The organism is Streptococcus cristatus (genome assembly GCF_003943515.1).
GTDB lineage: Bacteria > Bacillota > Bacilli > Lactobacillales > Streptococcaceae > Streptococcus > Streptococcus cristatus_D.
In genome coordinates, this window is the sequence record NZ_RJPT01000001.1 from 80,401 (window position 1) to 101,103 (window position 20,703).

Annotated in this window: 16 protein-coding genes and 3 pseudogenes; 9 read left to right on the plus strand and 10 right to left on the minus strand. The window is 40.9% G+C overall.

Annotated features, from left to right (window positions below; genetic code table 11):
• The first annotated feature begins 102 nt into the window (after nucleotides 1-102).
• Nucleotides 103-2,946, plus strand: coding sequence for a type VII secretion protein EsaA (gene esaA, locus D8791_RS00415; RefSeq protein WP_125445893.1), 2,844 nt, complete (start codon nucleotides 103-105; stop codon nucleotides 2,944-2,946).
• A 172-nt stretch (nucleotides 2,947-3,118) separates the two neighbouring features.
• Here the strand turns inward: esaA and D8791_RS00420 are convergent.
• From D8791_RS00420 to D8791_RS00440, 5 genes and pseudogenes are all read right to left on the minus strand, one after another.
• Nucleotides 3,119-4,373: pseudogene (locus D8791_RS00420) on the minus strand (ISL3 family transposase).
• 133 nt (nucleotides 4,374-4,506) lie between these two features.
• Nucleotides 4,507-5,334 (minus strand): annotated as a pseudogene (locus D8791_RS00425) (Cof-type HAD-IIB family hydrolase).
• Nucleotides 5,335-5,375: 41 nt separating this feature from the next.
• Nucleotides 5,376-6,122 (minus strand): DeoR/GlpR family DNA-binding transcription regulator, encoded by a 747-nt coding sequence (locus D8791_RS00430; protein ID WP_125445894.1) that lies wholly within the window; start codon nucleotides 6,120-6,122, stop codon nucleotides 5,376-5,378.
• A 232-nt stretch (nucleotides 6,123-6,354) separates the two neighbouring features.
• The gene (locus tag D8791_RS00435; protein WP_125445895.1) at nucleotides 6,355-7,527 is read right to left on the minus strand and encodes a CynX/NimT family MFS transporter; all 1,173 of its coding nucleotides are present in this window, start codon (nucleotides 7,525-7,527) and stop codon (nucleotides 6,355-6,357) included.
• A 76-nt stretch (nucleotides 7,528-7,603) separates the two neighbouring features.
• Complete coding sequence (locus D8791_RS00440; protein ID WP_125406478.1) at nucleotides 7,604-8,125, minus strand: TetR/AcrR family transcriptional regulator; 522 nt, start codon at nucleotides 8,123-8,125, stop codon at nucleotides 7,604-7,606.
• 169 nt (nucleotides 8,126-8,294) lie between these two features.
• Here D8791_RS00440 and D8791_RS00445 point away from each other — a divergent pair, with 169 nt between their 5' ends.
• The 4 genes from D8791_RS00445 (at nucleotide 8,295) to D8791_RS00460 (ending at nucleotide 10,775) form a co-directional block, all read left to right on the plus strand.
• A complete protein-coding gene (locus D8791_RS00445; RefSeq protein ID WP_125445896.1) occupies nucleotides 8,295-9,155 on the plus strand; it encodes a cation diffusion facilitator family transporter in 861 nt (286 codons plus the stop codon).
• A gap of 146 nt (nucleotides 9,156-9,301) precedes the next feature.
• Nucleotides 9,302-9,901, plus strand: coding sequence for a DUF3796 domain-containing protein (locus D8791_RS00450; protein WP_125445897.1), 600 nt, complete (start codon nucleotides 9,302-9,304; stop codon nucleotides 9,899-9,901).
• A gap of 2 nt (nucleotides 9,902-9,903) precedes the next feature.
• Nucleotides 9,904-10,131, plus strand: coding sequence for a helix-turn-helix transcriptional regulator (locus D8791_RS00455; RefSeq protein WP_125373146.1), 228 nt, complete (start codon nucleotides 9,904-9,906; stop codon nucleotides 10,129-10,131).
• Nucleotides 10,128-10,775 carry a Maf family protein gene (locus D8791_RS00460; protein ID WP_125445898.1) on the plus strand — a complete coding sequence of 216 codons (648 nt, stop codon included), beginning with the start codon at nucleotides 10,128-10,130 and terminating at the stop codon, nucleotides 10,773-10,775. The genes D8791_RS00455 and D8791_RS00460 overlap by 4 nt, the downstream gene beginning before the upstream one ends.
• Nucleotides 10,776-10,874: 99 nt before the next feature.
• Here D8791_RS00460 and D8791_RS00465 read toward each other — a convergent pair whose 3' ends face one another.
• Both D8791_RS00465 and D8791_RS00470 read right to left on the minus strand, forming a co-directional pair.
• On the minus strand, nucleotides 10,875-12,047 hold the full coding sequence (locus tag D8791_RS00465; RefSeq protein WP_125445899.1) for a family 1 glycosylhydrolase: 1,173 nt from the start codon (nucleotides 12,045-12,047) through the stop codon (nucleotides 10,875-10,877).
• A 40-nt stretch (nucleotides 12,048-12,087) separates the two neighbouring features.
• Nucleotides 12,088-14,694 (minus strand): serine-rich family protein, encoded by a 2,607-nt coding sequence (locus tag D8791_RS00470; protein ID WP_260473495.1) that lies wholly within the window; start codon nucleotides 14,692-14,694, stop codon nucleotides 12,088-12,090.
• A 259-nt stretch (nucleotides 14,695-14,953) separates the two neighbouring features.
• Here D8791_RS00470 and D8791_RS10555 point away from each other — a divergent pair.
• Nucleotides 14,954-15,227 (plus strand): annotated as a pseudogene (locus D8791_RS10555) (phosphomethylpyrimidine kinase); the annotation flags it as partial.
• A 27-nt stretch (nucleotides 15,228-15,254) separates the two neighbouring features.
• A complete protein-coding gene (locus tag D8791_RS00480) occupies nucleotides 15,255-15,872 on the plus strand; it encodes an SAP domain-containing protein (RefSeq protein ID WP_125445901.1) in 618 nt (205 codons plus the stop codon).
• A 285-nt stretch (nucleotides 15,873-16,157) separates the two neighbouring features.
• Here the strand turns inward: D8791_RS00480 and rpmG are convergent, their stop codons facing one another.
• On the minus strand, nucleotides 16,158-16,307 hold the full coding sequence (rpmG, locus tag D8791_RS00485; protein WP_001265622.1) for a 50S ribosomal protein L33: 150 nt from the start codon (nucleotides 16,305-16,307) through the stop codon (nucleotides 16,158-16,160).
• Between the two features lie 15 nt (nucleotides 16,308-16,322).
• Complete coding sequence (gene rpmF / locus D8791_RS00490) at nucleotides 16,323-16,505, minus strand: 50S ribosomal protein L32 (RefSeq protein WP_008809991.1); 183 nt, start codon at nucleotides 16,503-16,505, stop codon at nucleotides 16,323-16,325.
• A gap of 252 nt (nucleotides 16,506-16,757) precedes the next feature.
• Between rpmF and ilvD the strand changes: the two genes are divergently transcribed.
• Nucleotides 16,758-18,479 (plus strand): dihydroxy-acid dehydratase, encoded by a 1,722-nt coding sequence (gene ilvD / locus D8791_RS00495; protein ID WP_376739476.1) that lies wholly within the window; start codon nucleotides 16,758-16,760, stop codon nucleotides 18,477-18,479.
• An 82-nt stretch (nucleotides 18,480-18,561) separates the two neighbouring features.
• Here ilvD and D8791_RS00500 read toward each other — a convergent pair whose 3' ends face one another.
• Nucleotides 18,562-18,903: a metal-sulfur cluster assembly factor gene (locus tag D8791_RS00500; protein WP_125445902.1), complete on the minus strand. Its 342-nt coding sequence runs from the start codon at nucleotides 18,901-18,903 to the stop codon at nucleotides 18,562-18,564.
• Nucleotides 18,904-19,087: 184 nt separating this feature from the next.
• Between D8791_RS00500 and hisS the strand changes: the two genes are divergently transcribed.
• Complete coding sequence (gene hisS, locus D8791_RS00505; RefSeq protein ID WP_125445903.1) at nucleotides 19,088-20,368, plus strand: histidine--tRNA ligase; 1,281 nt, start codon at nucleotides 19,088-19,090, stop codon at nucleotides 20,366-20,368.
• Nucleotides 20,369-20,703 lie beyond the last annotated feature (335 nt).

Here is a 20,703-nt window from a genome sequence, read left to right on the forward strand (position 1 = left end):
TGCGCTTAGATCGTTAATTATTTGTAAGTAATTGATAATAAGTATTTGAAAAAACATGCTAATATTGCTATACTAGAAGAGTACAATTCAAAGGAGAATAATATGAAAAAAGTCATAATTGCTGTCAGCTTATTTATTAGCTTGTTGACAGTTTCATCAATCACCTTTATTCATTTTAAAAATCAAGAAGTTTCAGTAACTAATAAAGTGAATGATCGCAAACTAAACATTGCTTTGGTTAACGAAGATATGGGAGGAAAGCTACAAGGAGAGAGCTATAACTTCGGAAGCGATTTTACGACCCTCTTGTCTAAAGATTCAACTAATCAATGGACTGTTATGTCAAGAAATATTGCTGAAAATCGATTTGAAGATGGGTCGGTAGATGTTATTGTTTATATTGAGCAACAGTTTTCTGAAAAAATTGTTCAATTAGAAAGTTTTAACCCAAGCAAAGCTAAGATTACGTACAAAACAAAATCTAATTTAGATTCAGCCAAGGCAAAAAATGTTGAGCTTAAAGTTGGAGAATATCTCAATCTGATTAATCAGAATGTCATTAAAATGTATTTCTCTAGTGTTATCAATAATCTAGATGATGCCAAAAGAAATGTTGAGAACGTTGTTAACGAGCAATCAGGTGCATATACAAAAATTTCTCAGACTATTTATCCTTATTCAAGCGATGCTATGCAATCTATTGTAGGAGTTGCAGATTTTACTACATCTTTGCAAAAGAACAATAATTCATTTGAAGAAGCCCAAAAGCAGTTTTCTGATTCGGTTGTATCGCTGCTAGATACCACTGGAACAGACTTGAATAAGCAAATGACTGAAGTGAAAAGTCACTTTGATGCCAAAAAGGAGGTAGATGCAAAGAACATTTCGGAAATGCTTGAAATATTAAAGGCACAACAGAAGGAAAATGATATACAAGCTAGTATATTTAATCAGAAAATTTTAGAAGATATGAATAAACTAGGCCCTCTATCTGTGTCACTTGACAATTCAACGGACTTGAAATTGAATGAAGAATCGAAATCGGAATCAGAACTTGATAAGCTTGCTAATCTTGTAAAAGACTACAATCGTACAGTGGGTGATTACAAAAATAATATTGAAGCTAGAAAAAAAGAATTAGAAGAGAGAGTCGCAGAGCTTAAAGAAGAGCGGAAAACCATATCTAATAACTATTTTGGTCAGGAACTTCCTAAGGATAAACTGAATGATGATAAATTTTTAATAGCACAGGCTAAAAAAGTCTTAGCTAATCAGATTGATAATAGTTTGAGAAAGAATAATTTACCAAAAGAGTTTACCAATATGATTAATAATGAGTTAGCTGGAACGAATATTGATCCTGCTAGCTACGAACCTTTATTTGATAAGCTTAAGACTATAAATGCATTATCGGATGCTGAAATAAATACATATAAAGCTCAGATGAGCCTACTAGCAGATTATGCTCGAATTAATGGTGCAACAACAAATCAAGCACCTGCATTCGAATTTGTAAAGGTAACAAATGATCAGTTGACACAAAAAAATGGTGATATTCCAATCACGGTGCAACTTCCTCAACCAACAATTAAAACATCTTCTCCCGCAGTAACACCTGGAAGTAGTTCCTCTGTAGCTCCTAGCGGCTCATCTCAGACAGCTTCAGGGGCAAGCAGTAGCACTGCAGTTACAACAAACTCTGTTAGTGGACAAACTGTAGCTTCTTCAACAAGTGGCACAGTACAGTATGAAACTCCAAAGGCACAAGTCTTTATTACAGATATTGCTACTAATACTTCTGACTTATCTCTGGCTTTAGATGGGGGAGCACAAGAAATTAGTGATGCAGCTCCTCATCAGTTAAGGATATCTTATAGTTTTACGCCTAAATATGGTGAGAATACCATCTCCTTTACTTTACACATTGGTGATACTAAAATTCCGATTACTAAAACTATATATGTAAGTAACAAGGAGGAAGAATATGAGCTTGTCAAAAAAGATTTGAAGACGATTTTACAATATTTAGGGAGAATTGAACGAGCTTCTTCTATGGTGCAGGCAATCTATGGAGCACCTAGTAATTTAGGAAATATGACAGTCAATATCGCTTCTCCTGCTTCAACCTCAGTTTACTCAATGTATGGGAATATTAGTCGCAACGATATTGCTAGTCAATTACTTGATACGCAAGTTGAGAGTTTCAAAGAATCTGGTAAGAAATTATTAGAAGAGATTGATTTAACCATTTCTAAACAAGAAAAAAGTTTGACAGACATGCCTAAGCTAGGGGCATCTGAAGATAAAGATGAAAACTTATACCTTCCCAATAACTATTTTAAAGATAGATTAACTGCTTTGTCAGATTGGTATACTAACGCCAAAGGCTCCCTTGAATCTGAATATCAAAGTTGGAAGGATCTTCAGACGAAACAGTCCACAAACATAGTTAATAAGGAAACTGCTAATGGAGTAGCGTTGGAAAATAGTGAGAAAGCTTCAAATCAAATTTATACTTCAATTGAGGCTCTAGTGACTACTACTCAAAATAGCGCTAAAGAGACTTCTAAAAATCATGAAGCGCTTGGAACAATTAAACCACAATTTGAACATCTTTTAAGTCAAGTTCAGGCTGTAAAAGAGAATATTGATAAAACAGCATCTACAACAAATGAATTAATTGTAAATGAAGCAACAGTTATTCAAGAGAATCGGCTTTATTCAAATAACTTTAAAGAATTGATGAAGAATGCTCGAAATGGCGGCATAACGAATCAAAATGTTATGAATTTCTTGTCTCAACCAATTGAAGTTAAAAAGGAATCTAAGACGATTGCCATCTCACCAGAAAATAATCAGTTTTGGATTATTCTTGCTATTATTGGATCAAGTGTATTTTCTATTCTAATTACTTTTTGGTTGACAAAAGCAAAGTATAAAAACTAATCGTTCTATTTTATAAAATTACATTAGTTGAATTGGTCTTTATGAAAGGCTTGAATAGTGGTAAAATCATGAAATAGTGCACAGTGATAATGTTCTATATGTCTTTAACTGAAGAATATTATTAACAGTGATTATTTTGGCTCTTTGTCAACTGTAGTGGGTTGTTGAAAAGTTACAACCTAGAGAGGACCAAATTGGTTCTCTCCTTTTTGATGTTCAAAGCGATGAGAATTCTAGTTTTAAAATTGTCAAAGTTCCGAAAGCCAAAGCATTGCGCTTGATGATTTTGATGAGGTTATTCGTAGCTTCTAGTTTTACATTTGAGTAGGGAAGTTCCAGTGCGTTCAGGATTTTGTCCTTATCTTTCAAAAAGGTCTTAAAAACAGTTAGAAAGATGGGATTTACACAAGAAATGATATCTTCAATGAGATCAAAGAAATGATCAGCCTGTTTCTCTTGAAAATGAAAAAGCAAGAGTTGGTAGAGTTCATAGTGTTCTCGGAGTTCTGGAGAGTAAGAAAGTAGCTTCTCTAGAATCTCTCTATTGGTCAAGTGCAACCGAAAAGTTGGACGATAAAATCGTTTGTGACTTAGTTTCCGACTATCCTGTTGAATGAGTTTCCAGTAGCGTTTGAGTGCTTTATATTCGTGTGATTTCCTATCAAACTGATTCATGATTTGGATGCGGAGGCGGTCCATAGTCCGATTGAGATGCTGTACAATGTGAAAGCGGTCGAGGACGATTTTAGAGCATGGAAATAGTTTTTTGGCAATATCGTAGTAGGAGCTAAACATGTCCATGGTAATGACCTTGACGAGACTTCTCACCTGTCTGGAATAACGAAGGAAGTGATTGCGAATCGTCACTTGTGTCCGCCCATCTAAGATAACTATAATCCTTCTTGAATTGAAATCTTGAGCAAAAAAGCTCATCTTTCCTTTCTTGAAGCCGTACTCATCCCAAGACATGTGAGTTGGGAGGAAAGATAAATCTGTCTTGAATTTGAATTCTTTCAACTTACGAATGACGGTGGAAGTAGATACAGATAAACTTACGGCGATGGCCGTCATAGGACTTTCTCGATCAGTTTTTGAGCGATTTTCTGCTTGACGATGGTTGCGATTTGGTGGTTTTTCTTGACTAAGGAAGTTTCTGCGACAGCCATTTTCCCGCAGAATTTACAACGAAAACGTCGTTTCTTCAACCGAATTAGCGTTTTGTATCCCGCACACTCTAGATAGGGGATTTTGGATTCTTTCTGGAAGTCATACTTAGCCATTTGTCCTTGACAGTGGGAGCATTCAGGAGCAGAATAATCTAGCTTAGCGATGATTTCTTTATGTGTACCCGCATCTAGAGCATCTAAGATAGTAATATCAGGGTCTTTTATTCCGAGTAAGTTTGTGATAAAATTTAATTGTTCCATAAGATTCTTTCTAATGATGGTTTGGTCGCTTTTCATTATAGGTCTTATGGGACTTTTTTTCTACAACAAAAGAGGCTTCATAACTCTTACAGTGGTTTACCCACTACAGAAATTATAGAGCCATTTTTTTGCATTATAGTAAAACATATTCCTCAATAGCTTTGGCGACCCCATGTTGGTTGTTGCTTTTAGTGACGACTGTTGCCTCAGCTTTAACTGTTTCAGGAGCATTGCCCATGGCGACTCCCAGACCAGCCAGTCGTAGCATCGGAAGGTCATTGAAGTTGTCTCCAACTGTCATGACCTACTCCAGCGAAATCTGGTAGTACTTGGCCACTTCCAGAAGAGCCAGCTCTTTTGACACCTCTTTATGTGTGACTTCCAAATAGTTGTCCTTGGACAGGTAGAAGGCCGTATTTGGAAAATCCATCGTTTGCAAGTAGGCATGGAGTTGCTGGATAACAGCTGTCTCATCAATCAACAGCAGCTTATGGGCTGAAATGAGCATATCTAGAACGGGCAGCAGAATATTTTGAATAATAGGCTGCTCACCTGTAATATCGGCTTCAATTTGTACCCACTTGTCCAAATGATCAGCAATCCAATCTTTACCAGAGTAGAGATTGATGGAAACACTAGGAAACTTAGTTTTGACCAGTTCCAGAAAAGTGCGGATTTCTTTTTTATCCAATGGATGCTCGATAATGGTCTTGTAATCTTGCGGGTCACCCTTGATGACCAGAGCACCGTTGTAGCAGGCTAGTGGGTTATCACCCAGTCCCAGCTCACGCGCAATTGGCTCCATGCCCAGAGGAGAGCGGGCAGAAGCTAGGACAAAGGGAATGTTTTCTTTTTTTAGCAAGGGAATCTGCTCCCTCAGTTGCGAATCTACTTGGTGCTGGTCATCAAGGATTGTGCCGTCAATGTCGCTGATAATCAAGCGAATATCTTGATTGGTCATGGTTGCTTCCTCCATAAGCTACAAAATGAAATCTTATCGAGCTAGTAAATAATGGTGACTTTTCCAGTCAGAAGGGCTTCTAGCTCAGGGCTAGGTTTTTGATCGGTGATCCAGTAGTCAAAATCGCTGATATTTCCTAAAATATAGGTTGACTCTTTCTTAACTTTAGCCTGCTCAGCCAGCAGAATCTTTGTCTTGGCCCGCTTGAGAGCTAGCTTCTTTAGATAGGCATCTTCCTGATCTTCAAAGCTGATTTGGCCATTTTTCAGACCTGCAGCTCCGATGAAGGCTAGATCAAAAGAAATTTCTCTGAGCAGCTCGGCTTCATTGAGGGCGTAGTAAAAACGATTTCTAGAGTAGAACTTCCCACCTAAAAGATGGAAAGCAACCTGCTCCTGATCGCTCAGCATGATGGCATTGTCCAAAGAATGAGAAAAAATCGTCATCGGTTGCTGAACTTGCTGAGCCAGCTTGAGAACCACCGTCGATACATCAAAGAAATTGACCTGATTGGGTTTGAGAAAGTCCAGAGCCTTCTGAGCAATGGCCTTTTTTTCTTGGTTTAGTTGGCTGACACGGTCGTTGAAAGAAGGAATTTGCCGACTAGTTTCCAAAGGAATAATCCCGCCATGGGTGCGCTGAACTAGTTTTCGCTCGCTCAAAATTGAGAAATCACGGCGAATAGTGTCCTTTGAAACCTGAAAATAGTCCACCATGTCCTTGGCTGCCAGCTGTTTTTTATCCTCCAAAAGTTCCAGCATTTTTGAAAGCCGTTGCTCTTGATACATCTTTCCCATCCTTTCTGCTTCTTTATAAGTTCATTATAATCTATTGTTTAAGTATATGCAAGTATTTATAATGAAATATAAGTATTTTTGTCAAAAATATGAAAAATCCTTTTGAAATTATGTTATAATCAAAAAATCAAGCAGGTAAGATGAAGGCAAGATGATTTCAAGCGAATTTTGAAAATTACAAGAAACTTGGCAGCAAAAAACTCCTGATGGAGAATCAGAAGTTTTATAGAATCTTATCAAATTTTTCTATGTAAAAGAGGCTCATAGTCATGATGACGGTCAGTCCGAGGAGGATGAGGATGGCTGGTGTCCAAGAGTGGAACAAATCAAAGCTGTAGCCAAAGAGGCTCGGGCCGAAGGCGGCTAGGACGTATCCTCCAGTTTGAGCCAGTCCGGATAGTTGAGCCGTTTGTGCAGGCGTAGAGGTCTTGAGGGAGAAGGTCACCATGAGATAGGGGAAGAGAGCACTGACAGACATACCAATGAGCAGATTAAGAATCAGCCAATAAGCAAAGGAATCTGTCTGAATCAAGAGCATGGTAATGCCGATCAGACCTGCCGCAGAAACCAAGCTAATCATAATTAGACGTTGACGAGCCTTCAAGCGCGCTGTCAAGCTAGGAATTGTCATCGAAAAGGGCAGGCTAATCAGAGAAAAGACCGCTGCTAGTAGTCCGGTCGTATCAGTAGAAAGGCCAGCTTGCTGCCCCAAGGTTGGCAACCAAGTCATACTGGTATAAAAGAGTAGTGACTGTAAGCCACCAAATAAAATTAAGGCCCAGACTCTTGGATTTTTTAGAAGAGCTCCTTGCTCTTGCTTTCCTTGCTGTTTAGCTGCCAAGCGATGGCTATATTTGACATTGGGCAACCAAACCAGGAGAATCACAAAGCAAATCAGGGTTGATATCCAAATGAGACCTTGCCAAGAGCTCATTTGAACGATGGGAACAGCCAAAGCAGACAAAATCGTGATCGACAGTCCCATCGATGTGATATAGAGAGTTGTCAAAAGACCGACACGATGCGGCTGATTGGCCTGAATCAAGCTCGGAAGAAGGACGTTTAAGACAGCAATAGCCGCTCCTAAAATAATAGTCCCCGTATAGAGTAAGGGAAGATTAAATACGCGAATCAGCGAGCCTAGAGTTAGCACGAGTAAAACAATAGCAAACAGTTTTTCCAAGCTCATCTTTTGCGCCAAGCGCGGAGCAAAGACTGAGCAGAGGGCAAACATAATCAAAGGCAGACTGGTCAAGAGGCCTAGGGAACTAACTGGAACCTGTAGCCCCTCCGCAATGTCTGTCAGAACGATAGGCAAAACAGTAAAAGGAGCCCGCAGTGCTATCCCGATCATCACTATACCTGGAATTAAAAATGGTGAGTGTTCTTTTTTCATAAATAGTCAATCTCCTTTCGTACGTCAAGGAACGATTATACCATATCTTTTTAGAAAATGATAGGTGAATTGCGGCTTAGTCCATCAAGTCCAGAAAATAACGAGAAATCGTGTCTTCGTCAACCTGATTTCGTTGCTGCAGCCACCAGCTGACCGTCTCCACAAAAGTTGACGTCACATAATTTTTTAAAAAGTTGTCTGGCAGATGGCTTTTTTTCTGCAATAATGTCTGCTCAATCATGGGAAAGAGATAGCGCTCTAGCTCGATTTTCAAGCGGTTGATGAAATAAGTATTTTTAGCTAGGAGAAGGGTGGCTATCCGATCCTGATTTTTCCGAAAGTGATGGAAAATATGGGCCGTCGCTTCAAATAAATCGCGTCCTTCAGAGCGCTCGATAAAGGTATGCTGAAAGAGCTCTTGGCAGAGTTCCTCCAGCAGGGTTTCCTTGGTCTCAAAGTGGCTATAGAAGGTGGAGCGACCTACATCTGCTAGGTCAATGATTTCCTGAACGGTGATGCTTTCGTAACTTTTCTGATTGAGCAGGCTGATAAAGGCTTGGTAAATGGCTGCGCGTGATTTTTTTACTCGTCTATCCATGGAAATTCCGTACAAAAAGAGCTTTTTGTCTGCTAAGAGACAAAGGGCATGAACTGGCTCTTGTTTCCTTTCTAATAATAGGAGATAATATAATTGAACAGAGTGTTCGGTATTGATTAGATTATACCATAAGTATTATTCCTTTGGGAAAATAAATAAGGAGGTTCACATGAAATCCAGTAAAAATATGACAATCGCTTTTCTCTTGAACTTTTCTTTTGCTATTATTGAGTTTATCTTTGGGCTTCTCTTTCATTCTAGCGCTGTCTTAGCCGATGCGGTTCATGATACGGGAGATGCCTTGGCTATTGGCCTATCGACTCTTTTTGAGAAGATTTCCACAAAAAAAGAAGACCGAGAATATACCCTAGGATATAAACGCTACAGCCTGCTGGGTGCCCTCTTGACTTCGGTGATTTTGCTGGTCGGTTCGACCTTGGTAATCGTGGAAAATGTCCCTAAATTATTTGCTCCTGAGAAGGTGAATTATGATGGCATGCTGGTTTTGGGAATTGTCGCTATTGCCGTTAATACAGCAGCTAGCAGAGTCGTCAGCCATGGCCACAGTCACAATGAATCCATTCTTAGCTTGCATTTTCTTGAGGATATCTTGGGCTGGCTAGCGGTTATTCTCGTATCTCTCATTTTGCGCTTCACCGATTGGTATTTCCTGGATCCGCTGCTTTCTCTCGTCATCGCAGGCTTTATTCTCAGCAAGGCTCTGCCAAAATTTTGGGAGAATATCCAGATTTTCCTAGACCATGTGCCCAGCGATGTGGATCTTAGTCAGCTTTATCAGGAAATAGCAGCGCTGGAAAATGTGCGAGCCATCACCCAGCTCAATGTCTGGACAACAGATGGCTTGGAAAAATTTGCCATGCTTCATATCTGTCTGAAAAATCCAAATTTGCTGGCTGAAACGCAGGCTGTCCTGCGCCAAAGGCTTTTGGTTTATGGCATTGCCAAAGTGACCATTCAGACCGATGAAAGCTTGCAGGAACACCAAGAATATTGTATTGGTAAAGAATAAGCCAGCTCCCCAGAGAAATTCTGGGGTTTTTGTTTGCGGAAAAATTTTCCCAAACAGCACATAAATGCTTGCCTTTTATTCTTGTGTGTGATATATTTATAACATAAAGATGTTAAATATTTATAACACTACGAAAGGAGCCTATCATGAAAAAAAGTCAAAAAATGGGTGGCCTCATTTTGGTCGCCACCGCTCTCTTTATTGATTTTACTGTTTTCCTTGCACCCAGCAATCTCAGCTGGTCAGCCAAGTGGATGATTGTCGGTCTGGTAAGTATAGGTCAGCTTATAAGCATCTGGTCTTGGTTTCACATGAAACCATGGCCTAAGAAGATGAAAGAGATTCAAGAAAAGCAGGTCTATGATCTGACCATGAAATTTTATAATCTGTTGAATCTTACGGCAACCTCTATCTATACTGTCGGAATCTGGTTGTGGACTCCGAGCACCAATCCGCCCATTATAAAGCACATTGCTTTGGGAAGCCTCCTCGCTATCCAGTTTCTCTTTCTTTTATTTTTTGCCTTGAAAAAGGTCAAGGAGAGAGCAGACGAGCGCTTTTATGCCAATCTAGCAAAAGCAGCGACTTTGATGTTTGCCGTCTGTATAGCAATTTTACTGGTGCTTGCAGGGATTAGTGCTAATATAGGATCCATCACAGTCAATGTCGGAATATTTTTCATCATGATTGGTGTCTTAGTTTTGCTCTTTGGTTTTGTCTTCTTTTTATTTGAAAAGAGAGGTTAAAAATGGCCAAGGAAAGCAATATTATCACCAATCTCAAATCTGTCCGCGAATCCAGAGGCATGACCCAGCAGGAGTTAGCTGACCGCATTGGAATGCGGCGCGAAACGATCTTGCACTTAGAAAATAATCGCTACAATCCCTCGCTAGAGATGGCTTTAAAAATCGCTCAGGTTTTTGATTTGCGGGTGGAAGAACTCTTTCAATTAAAGGACACAGGAGGACAATCATGAAGACGGTTTTTGACTACCAAAGGGAAGGTGAAAAAGGAGAGATTCGCCGCTTTGTCCTGCTATCTACGTCGCCCAGACGCAAGGAATTGCTGAGCTTTTTGAATCCAGAGATTCAGGCTGTAGAAGTGGACGAGCGAGCTATCGAAGAGCATTGTATGGCAAGCATCGATGATCAGGACTTTCTGACCAAGGCAGCCAAGATTTGCTGTGAGATTTCCAAGGCCAAGTCTGATTTGGACTTAGAAGCCGAGACTCTTTATATTTCGGCTGATACCATCGTCGTAGTGGATGATCAGATTTACAATAAACCACAGGATTTAGCTGAAGCCAGTCGGATGTTTCGCTCTTACTTTGATAAGAGTCACCATGTAGTGACCTCGGTCTGCCTACGTATGCAGGATTTTCTAGAAGTTTTTTACACCGTGGCGCAGGTGGACTTTGTGGATTATTACCCAGAATTAGAGGCTGTCATCGGGGCCTATCTGCATGACAAGCGTCCGCTAGACAAGGCGGGTGCTTATGGCTTTCAGGAGCTGGATCCTCGCTTTATCCGCTCAATTACAGGTGATATGCACACCATCATCGGCCTGTCTGTCGCTGAGACCAGCTATCGGATTTTTAGAGGTAGCAAAGGAAAAGAGTAAGGCTTTGATCTCTATCCTAAAACATCAAAAAATCTCCCCACAAGTGGTTGTCCACTTTCTTAGGGAGATTTTTTCTATGTTTTGAAATGGGACTGGATCCTAGATGTTTACATCGCTCCAGCTAAATGGTGTGTAGCCAAGCAACTCAATCCCGTCAATCTCAACGGATTTAATAATTTCTTGAACGTTGTCTTGAATGTTCTTAGCTAATTGCGGGTGGTCAGAGACCTCAGAACAAGTCTCAATGACCAATAGAGGTTTGTGGTAGCGCTCGTATAGCTCAGACATGGCAATGCGAAGAAGAACAGGTTGTGCAAGACAAGTTTCTACATTTTTGCGGACATATTTGTTGGTAAACAAATCTTGGATATTTTCCGCCGCATAATGTGAGAAGGCAACAAAATCCACGATGCCTTCTCTTAAGGCGAAGACATCCTCTTCCGTAATGCCCAGATCCAGCTGATTTCGCTCAATGTAGCGAAGGAAGTGGTTTGGATAGTGGCCCTTGGTCTGCACATCTGTAAAAATGTAGTTTTTACGTCTGTTCAGCTCATGGCCCAAGGCATCGGTAGCTGAGTGATTTTCTTGATGGGAATCACTATTGATGGTAATCAAGCTACCAAATTGGAAGGTTGGATTGATGGTTTGGCCGAGCTTAACCACATTTGCAGATGCGATTAGCTGATGATGAGCAGCCAGCCAAATTTGTTGCTCTTGGTTTTCCGTGCTGTCAAAGTGTAGTCCAGCGCCTAAGAATGGCAAATAGGAAAGAGCGCTCATTTCTTTAAAGGTAATCCAGTAAGTGACTTTTTCTTTAAAGTGGGTCAAAACGGCTTCGCAATACTTTTCATACATGGCAATCATTTGCCGGCTTTTCCATGCGCCGTATTTTTCATACAAATGAAGAGGGAAGTCAAAATGAGACAGGGTCACAATTGGTTCAATGTCATTTTCGAGCAGTGCATCGATAATTGACTCATAGAAAGCAAGGACCTTAGCATCGGGTCTTCGCTCTTCTCCGGTCGGGAAGAGGCGAGTCCATGAAAAGGACAGCTGGTAGGTATTGAAGCCCATTGTTTTAATTTTTTCAATATCTGCCAGATAATCCTGTTTACTATAGCCTTGTTTGAATAAATCGTAGGCTCCTAGGGGAATTGTTCGATAGTCAACTGTTCCGTCCATGACAGAGAGACGATAGTCTTCACCATACTGGGGCAGGATGTCGGTGATTCCTAGACTTTTACCATTACTTGATAGAATATTTCTAATCATATTAGTTCCTTTCAGTATTCATTCGCTGCTTGTTCTGAGCTTATTTTTTCTGTCTTTTAGTAATCATGGCCAAGGTTGATAGATTCTGTGTGACAGTAGTAAACTCAGAAGCCATGCTTTGCGATTGATATACGGCAGCAGACAGACTGATCGAATGGGCTCTCTCTGCACTGATTGATTGTTCAATAATCATTCTTTGTGACTGTGATTCAGCAATAGATAGACTGATTGAACGCTCTCTTTCCACGCTCATTGATTGTTCAATAGCGATGCTTTGTGATTGTGATTCCACAACAGATAGGCTGCGTGACTGTTCTTGCTCTAGGCTGATAGACTGCTCAATGATCTTACTTTGGGCTTCAGATTGGGCAAGGTAAATGCTGAATGAATGATCCTGTTCGACGCTAATTGATTGTTCAACGGCTCTACTGAGGACTTTAGATTCTGCAGTAGATAAACTAAATGATTGTTCTTGCTCCAAGCTGGTAGACTGCTCAATAGTATCTCTTTTCGCTCTAGATTCCGCAGCTGTCAAACTGTATGAATATTCCTGTTCCAGATTGCGAGATTGTTCTACCGCCGCATGTTGTGATTGTGATTCCGCGATAGACAGGCTGCGTGACTGTTCTTGTTCCAAGCTGATAGACTGCTCTACGGCCACGCTTTTCGCTTCGGATTCCGCCATAGACAGGTTAGTAGATACTTCATTTTCTAGGCTGATAGACTGTTCAATTGCGATGCTTTGAATTTCATTTTCAGTAACAGATAGGCTTAGCGAGGCCTCATTCTCCACGCTAATAGATTGTTCAATTGCTCGACTTAAGGCTGCAGATTCCGCCACAGACAGGCCGATAGACGCTTCATTTTCTGCACTAATTGATAACTTGATCGCTTTACTTAGTGCTTCAGACTCTACGATAGATAAGCTAGTAGACACTTCGTTTTCCGTGATAATAGACTGTTCAATAGCTCTATCTAAGACTTGGGATTCTTCTACAGACAAGCTGGTAGATGCTTCGATTTCTGCGCTGATCGATTCTTGAATGGCAATGCTTTGCGAAACGGACTCAGCTACAGATAAGCTTGTAGATGCTTCGATTTCCGCACTGATCGATTCTTGGACTGCAATGCTTTGAGAAATAGATTCAGCAACGGACAAGCTAGTAGATGCTTCGATTTCCGCGCTGATTGATTCTTGGATGGCGATGCTTTGAGACACAGACTCAGCTATCGACAGACTAGTAGATGCTTCGATTTCCGCACTGATAGATTCTTGGATGGCGATGCTTTGAGACACAGACTCAGCTATCGACAGACTAGTAGATGCTTCGATTTCCGCACTGATAGATTCTTGGATAGCAATGCTTTGAGACACAGACTCGGCTACAGATAAGCTCTTAGACGCTTCGATTTCCGCGCTGATCGATTCTTGAATGGCAATGCTTTGAGACACAGATTCAGCTACAGACAGGCTAGCAGACGCTTCGATTTCCGCGCTGATAGATTCTTGGATGGCGATGCTTTGAGAAACAGACTCTGCTATGGACAGGCTAAGCGACGCTTCCGCCTCCGCACTGATAGATTCTTGGATGGCGATGCTTTGCGCTACGGATTCTGCCACCGACAGGCTCAGTGATGCTTCTGTTTCTGCACTGATTGATTCTTGAATGGCAATGCTTTGCGAAATAGACTCAGCAACGGACAAGCTAGTAGATGCTTCCAATTCCGCACTGATTGATTCTTGAATGGCAATGCTTTGAGAAACAGACTCAGCAACGGACAGGCTAAGCGACGCTTCCGCCTCCGCACTGATTGATTCTTGGATGACAATGCTTTGAGAAATAGATTCTGCCACAGACAAGCTAGTAGATGCTTCGATTTCTGCACTGATCGATTCTTGGATAGCAATGCTTTGAGAAACAGATTCTGCTGCTGACAGGCTAAGAGATGCTTCGAATTCCGCGCTGATAGATTCTTGAATTGCAATGCTTTGCGCCACAGACTCAGCAATCGACAAGCTTAGCGATGCTTCGTTGTCCGCACTGAGAGACTCTTCAGCGGCCATGCTTTGAGAAACAGATTCGAAAATTGATAAGCTCAGCGACGCTCTATTTTCTTCAAGGATTGATTGCTCGAAGGCATGATTTTGCGCAATTGACAAGCTAGCAGAAGTATCCGTTTCTTTGCTGTCAGATTGCCCAACTTCCAAACTGTGTGTCTGTGATTCGGTTACTTCCAAACTACGAGAAGCCTTTTTACTTTCTATACTTAATGATAGAGATATTGAATCAGCAGTGCTCTTCAAGCCCCTCTTTTTCATAGAATCTGAAGAAATGCTTGTCTCAGCAGATTCTGTCGTGCTAGCTGCCTGGCTTTTCGCTACCATTTTTTCTTGCTCCAGACTAGCTTCACTTTCTACAGCTTGAGATTCGTCTGGATCCTCTTCTCCACCGATATTCATAACATCCAAGCGGTCGTAGTATTGGATCGATTCCAAAGCTTTCTCAATGAGGAAATTTTCTCTATCTTCTGGGTTCACATTGACTTGTGGGGTACTTCCTTCATTGTTATGAACCGCAGAAGTGGATGATTCGTCCTCTTCTCCTTTTATAAGACGCTTAAAGCCACCTAAAAAATTACGAAACATACCTTTGTTCTCTTCATTATTTGGCATGGACATACTCTCCCTAATTTTAGTAATAATACTATTATAAAGGCTAGTAGGGCATCTGTCAAAGTTTATTGCATTAAAATGAATATTTTCAAAAGTAAGGGTTTTCTTGGAATTTTATAAGAGTTTTTCTCCGAATTTTATCCATTTCTCTTCTCTTTTTTGAAGGATTTGAAGTTGATAGAAATAATATCTTAGAAATAATGATATAATATGAACAGTTATGATTGTATTCTGGTTATTCAATCCTAATACAAGGAGAGCAGTTATAGAGGGGTTAAGAATATAGACGAGTAGATCATAGTTTAAGGAAATCCGAATGAAGCTATTGAAAGATTGCAAACTTAAAAGAAGATGCAAGCGAATATGTGAGAAAATCGGTTGGAAATACTTTAGGGGATGTTAGTAAGAAATTTCCAGAGTTGCTTAAAATTGAGCTCGATAGCTGGAACTTAGAAAGTAAAGTGATAAGACGGGTTTACAAGTTGGTAAATAGATTGATTGTATGACAAATTTTAATTTATTAAGGTGTGCATATGGGAGAAAAAAGACCTGATTTTCGAGATATAAAATCATTTGAAGAATTTAATAGATACTATTGGTATCGAGAAGAACTTTCACAAATTTGTAAGTCGCTTGGATTAGAGTATAGATGTACGAAGCAAGAATTGAACTATATTATCGAACAATATTTTAGGGGAAATAAAGTAGAAAAATTTTTGAGTAAAGGAAACAAAAGTCAAGTCGAAGTGATAACTTTGGAGACTCCGTTACTTAACTGTGGTTTTTCTTTTAACCAAAAATTTCGAGATTATTTTTCAGCTATAACAGGGATTAGTCCCTTTAAATTTAGTGCTGATATGGCAACGGCTTGGCGAAAAGTAAAAAGGGATAAAGATATAACATTCACTATTCAAGATATGATTAAAATATATTATGGTGAGTCAGATTATGCCAAGTATGATAGTTCGGCTTGCCAATGGAATCAGTTTCTAAAAGACTTTTGTTTAGATGAATTGAGCGATTGTTATTCTAACAAGTTAAAAGTTGCAGCTATTCTCTGGAAAGAAGTTAGAAACTCGATACATGAAAAAGTTTACTCACGGGAACTTTTAAAAAAGTATGAATCTAAAGTAGAGGAGTACCGTAAGTAAACAGATTCCAGCTTATCGAGCTGAATAAAGCTGAGCACATAAATTTATAAGCTGTTTTATTATAATACAATGGTAAAATAGATGCTGGAGCAAGCATAGAAAAAGAGGAGCCTCATAATGAAGTTCCTCTTACTTTTGATTGTCCGAATCGATATTCTCATTTCAAATAAAGGTAGTGAAAAAAGTAGTGATTCAAATGATTTATACTGCAATGTACTGAATTCAAGAAAAAGAAAAAACGCTTGAAATCAGCGTTTTTCTTCTGTATTGATTCGTAGTGAATGCTTACTTCACTTCTGTAAACACAACGTGCTTGCGAAGTTTTGGTGAGTATTTCTTCAATTGAAGACGGTCTGGAGTGTTACGTTTGTTTTTAGAAGTAAGGTACAAGCGTTCACCAGATTCTTTGTGTTCAAGTGTAATATTTACGCGCATGGTATCTCCCTTCTATTATTCAGCTGCAGCAGCTTTAGCGATTTTACGTCCTTTGTAGTATCCTTTAAGTGATACACGGTGAGAACGTGAGTAATCTCCAGTAGTTTCGTCAAAAGTTACAGATGGAGCTGTTACTTTATAGTGTGTACGACGTTTGTTTTTCTTCGCTTTTGAAGTGCGACGTGCAGGTACTGCCATTGTTTGTTTCTCCTTTTAGAATGTAATTCGATGCAATCTCATGATTTTCATCAACTTTAACAGTATAACAAAACTTTTTTGTAAAGTAAAGTTACTTGACAGAATTTTTTGATTTTCTTTTGGACAATAGCAAAGCTTTTTAGCAGTTGCATCTATTTTTTGGATTATTATTCCAATATTCTGAAAATTTAAAAATTTTCTTCTATCCAACAGAGCATAAGTGTGGTATAATAAAGCACAAAGATGACTACAATGAAAGGGAAAGACATGACAGATAAATTAGATACACGCCACAGAAGTAAGATTTATGATAGTATGGTCAAATCTCCTAACCGCGCCATGCTTCGCGCGACAGGGATGACAGACAAGGACTTTGAGACTCCGATTGTCGGAGTGATTTCGACTTGGGCAGAAAATACGCCTTGTAATATTCACCTACATGATTTTGGTAAACTAGCCAAGGAAGGAGTAAAAGAACAAGGTGCTTGGCCTGTTCAGTTCGGTACAATTACCGTAGCAGACGGGATTGCCATGGGAACACCGGGCATGCGCTTCTCTCTGACTTCACGCGACATCATCGCAGACTCTATCGAAGCTGCCATGGGCGGACATAATGTGGATGCCTTCGTCGCTATCGGCGGCTGTGATAAGAATATGCCTGGCTCCATGATTGCTATTGCTAACATGGATATTCCTGCTATCTTTGCCTACGGCGGAACTATTGCACCCGGGAATCTTGATGGAAAAGACATTGACTTGGTTTCCGTCTTTGAAGGAATCGGGAAGTGGAACCATGGCGATTTGACTGCTGAGGAAGTACGCCGCATCGAGTGTAATGCCTGCCCTGGCCCTGGTGGCTGTGGCGGTATGTATACGGCTAATACTATGGCGACAGCTATTGAAGTTCTAGGTATGAGCTTGCCAGGCTCTTCTTCTCACCCAGCAGAATCTCAAGATAAGAGGGATGATATCATGGAAGCTGGTCGAGCTGTTGTCCGAATGCTGGAAATGGGGCTCAAGCCGTCTGACATTCTGACTCGCGAAGCCTTCGAAGATGCGATCACAGTGACCATGGCTCTGGGCGGCTCTACCAATGCCACTCTGCACTTGTTGGCCATTGCCCATGCGGCCAATGTGGAGCTGACCTTGGATGACTTTAATGTTATTCAAGAGCGCGTGCCGCATTTGGCGGATTTGAAACCATCTGGTCAGTATGTCTTCCAAGACCTATACAATGTCGGTGGTGTGCCTGCCGTTATGAAATATCTTTTGGCTAACGGCTTCTTGCACGGGGATCGCATCACTTGTACAGGTAAGACGGTGGCGGAAAACTTGGCTAACTTTGCTGACTTGACGCCAGGTCAGAAGGTCATTATGCCGCTTGAAAATCCAAAACGTGCGGATGGTCCATTGATTATCTTGCATGGTAATCTGGCACCAGATGGCGCGGTTGCCAAGGTATCAGGTGTCAAGGTACGCCGTCACGTTGGACCAGCTAAGGTCTTTGACTCAGAAGAAGCCGCTATTGATGCGGTACTGGCCGATGAAGTGGTCGATGGCGATGTGGTTGTAGTTCGCTACGTTGGACCAAAGGGTGGCCCTGGTATGCCAGAAATGCTGTCACTTTCGTCTATCATCGTAGGGAAAGGTCAAGGAGACAAGGTAGCCCTTCTGACCGATGGTCGCTTCTCAGGCGGTACTTACGGCTTGGTTGTCGGACACATTGCTCCAGAAGCCCAGGATGGTGGCCCGATTGCCTATCTTCGTACAGGCGATATGGTCACGGTTGACCAAGACACCAAGGAAATTTCCATGGCGGTATCTGATGAAGAACTGGCGAAACGTAAGGCAGAAACGACTATTCCACCGCTTTATAGTCGCGGGGTACTTGGTAAATATGCCCACATGGTATCTTCTGCTGCTAAAGGTGCTGTTACTGACTTCTGGAAACCAGAAGAAACCGGCAAGAAATAGCCTATATATGACAAAAGAACCCGCTAGTTTTTCTAGCGGGTTTGATGTTTTTGTTTTAAATGCTGATAAACGAATCATCTTCTTATCTAGGACTGATTCCCAAAGCAATGCGGCCGAAGCGGCTGATACGAGTGATTTTCCAAGCAGGAGACCAAGTAACCTCAACAGAGGCACTTTCAATCTCATCTATTTTTTTCAGAGAGTCCATAATGGCGATGGGCAGACTCTCAGCACAGTCACAGGCTGTATCAGTAAAGGTCATAACAACCTTGCAGTGGGCATTTTCGTCTAAGTTAATTTCATAAATCAGCCCTAAGTTATAGACATCCAGCTCTACATCCGGATCGTAAATACGCTCGAGCTTCTCCACCAATTTATCCTGAATTGCAGCTGCTCGGTCATTGATTTTGATATCGTCTCTCATCTTCTGTCCTTCTTCCTTTATAGAATAGTGGTCTTATTTTCTCATAATTCTGACAATTTTTCAAGAAATTCTGGCGAATGAAAACGGATTTAGTCTCTCGGAGGGAATTTTTCTGCTCTAACTCCTCAAAACATCTGATTTATGGTAAAATAATAGATATTATATAGTTGCAGAGGATTAGAAAATGAAATTACAAAAACCTAAAGGAACTCAGGATATTCTCCCTCAGGAATCTGCTAAATGGCAGTATCTGGAGGAGTTTGCTCGTAAGACGTTTAAAAAATACAACTATGCGGAAATTCGGACACCGATTTTTGAGCACTATGAGGTCATCAGTCGTTCTGTTGGGGATACGACAGACATCGTGACCAAGGAAATGTATGATTTCTACGATAAAGGGGACCGTCATATTACGCTACGGCCAGAAGGAACTGCGCCAGTCGTTCGTTCTTATGTCGAAAACAAGCTCTTTGCGCCAGAGGTTCAAAAGCCAGTTAAGCTTTATTATATGGGCTCTATGTTCCGCTATGAGCGGCCTCAGGCTGGTCGCTTGCGCGAATTTCACCAAATCGGGGTGGAGTGCTTTGGCTCTGAAAATCCAGCGACAGATGTAGAAACGATTGCTATGGCGGCTCAGTTCTTCAAGGAAATTGGAATTGGGCAGGTGACGCTGCAGCTGAATAGTTTGGGCAATGCAGCAAGTCGCGCTGCCTATCGTCAGGCCTTGATTGATTATTTGACTCCGCTGAAAGACAGTCTTTCTAAGGATAGTCAGCGTCGTTTGGAGGAAAATCCGCTGCGGGTGCTGGATTCGAAGGAAAAAGAAGATAAGGCAGCTGTTGCGCAGGCTCCTTCGATTTTGGACTTTTTGGACGAGGAGAGCCAGGAGCATTTTGCGGCTGTCCGCTCAATGCTAGAGTCTTTGGACGTTCCTTATGTCATTAACACCAATATGGTGCGCGGTCTGGACTACTACAATCACACGATTTTTGAGTTTACGACTGATGTGGCAGGCAGCGAACTGACTATCTGTGCGGGTGGCCGTTATGATGGCTTGGTTGACTATTTCGGTGGACCAGAAACCCCTGCCTTTGGTTTTGGTATGGGAATGGAGCGTCTCCTCTTGATTTTAGAAAAACAGGGAGCAGCTCTGCCACTTGAGACAGGCTTGGATGCCTATATTGCTGTTTTGGGTGAAGCTGCCAATCGCAGCGCTTTGGAATTGGTGCAAGCCCTTCGGAATCAAGGATTTGCGGCCGAGCGAGACTATTTGGACCGCAAGCTTAAGGCACAATTCAAGTCAGCAGATGCTTTCAGAGCGAAGACCATCATTACTTTAGGTGAAAGTGAGATCGAAAGCAACCAAGTCACTGTGAAGAATAATGAAACTCGTCAAGAAGTGGTGGTTGGACTGGATCAAGTTCAAGAAAACTATCAGGCTGTTCTCGAAGAATTGGGTTGTTAATAGACTTTTAGATTTAAATAACCAATTTATTAAAGCTGAAAAACTAAGCTGAACCCAGTAAATCAAGTTACAATTAGCCTTTAAATTATCTGTAGATGATTAGTATTTATACAAAAATGTATTTATTTTTATCTAAATACTTGAAATTATAGATATTAATTGTTAGGACTGTATTGCTGTTATTCGTTTTAAGGTTTGAGTTGTAAAATTAAAGCATAATCTTAGGAACAATAATATAGTAAGATTGCCCCAGTTATGCTGAAAATTTTTGAGGTTCCGTACGGCGCGGATTTATGCTGACTCTATGAAGAGGAAGTGTATGTTGGATTTTATGG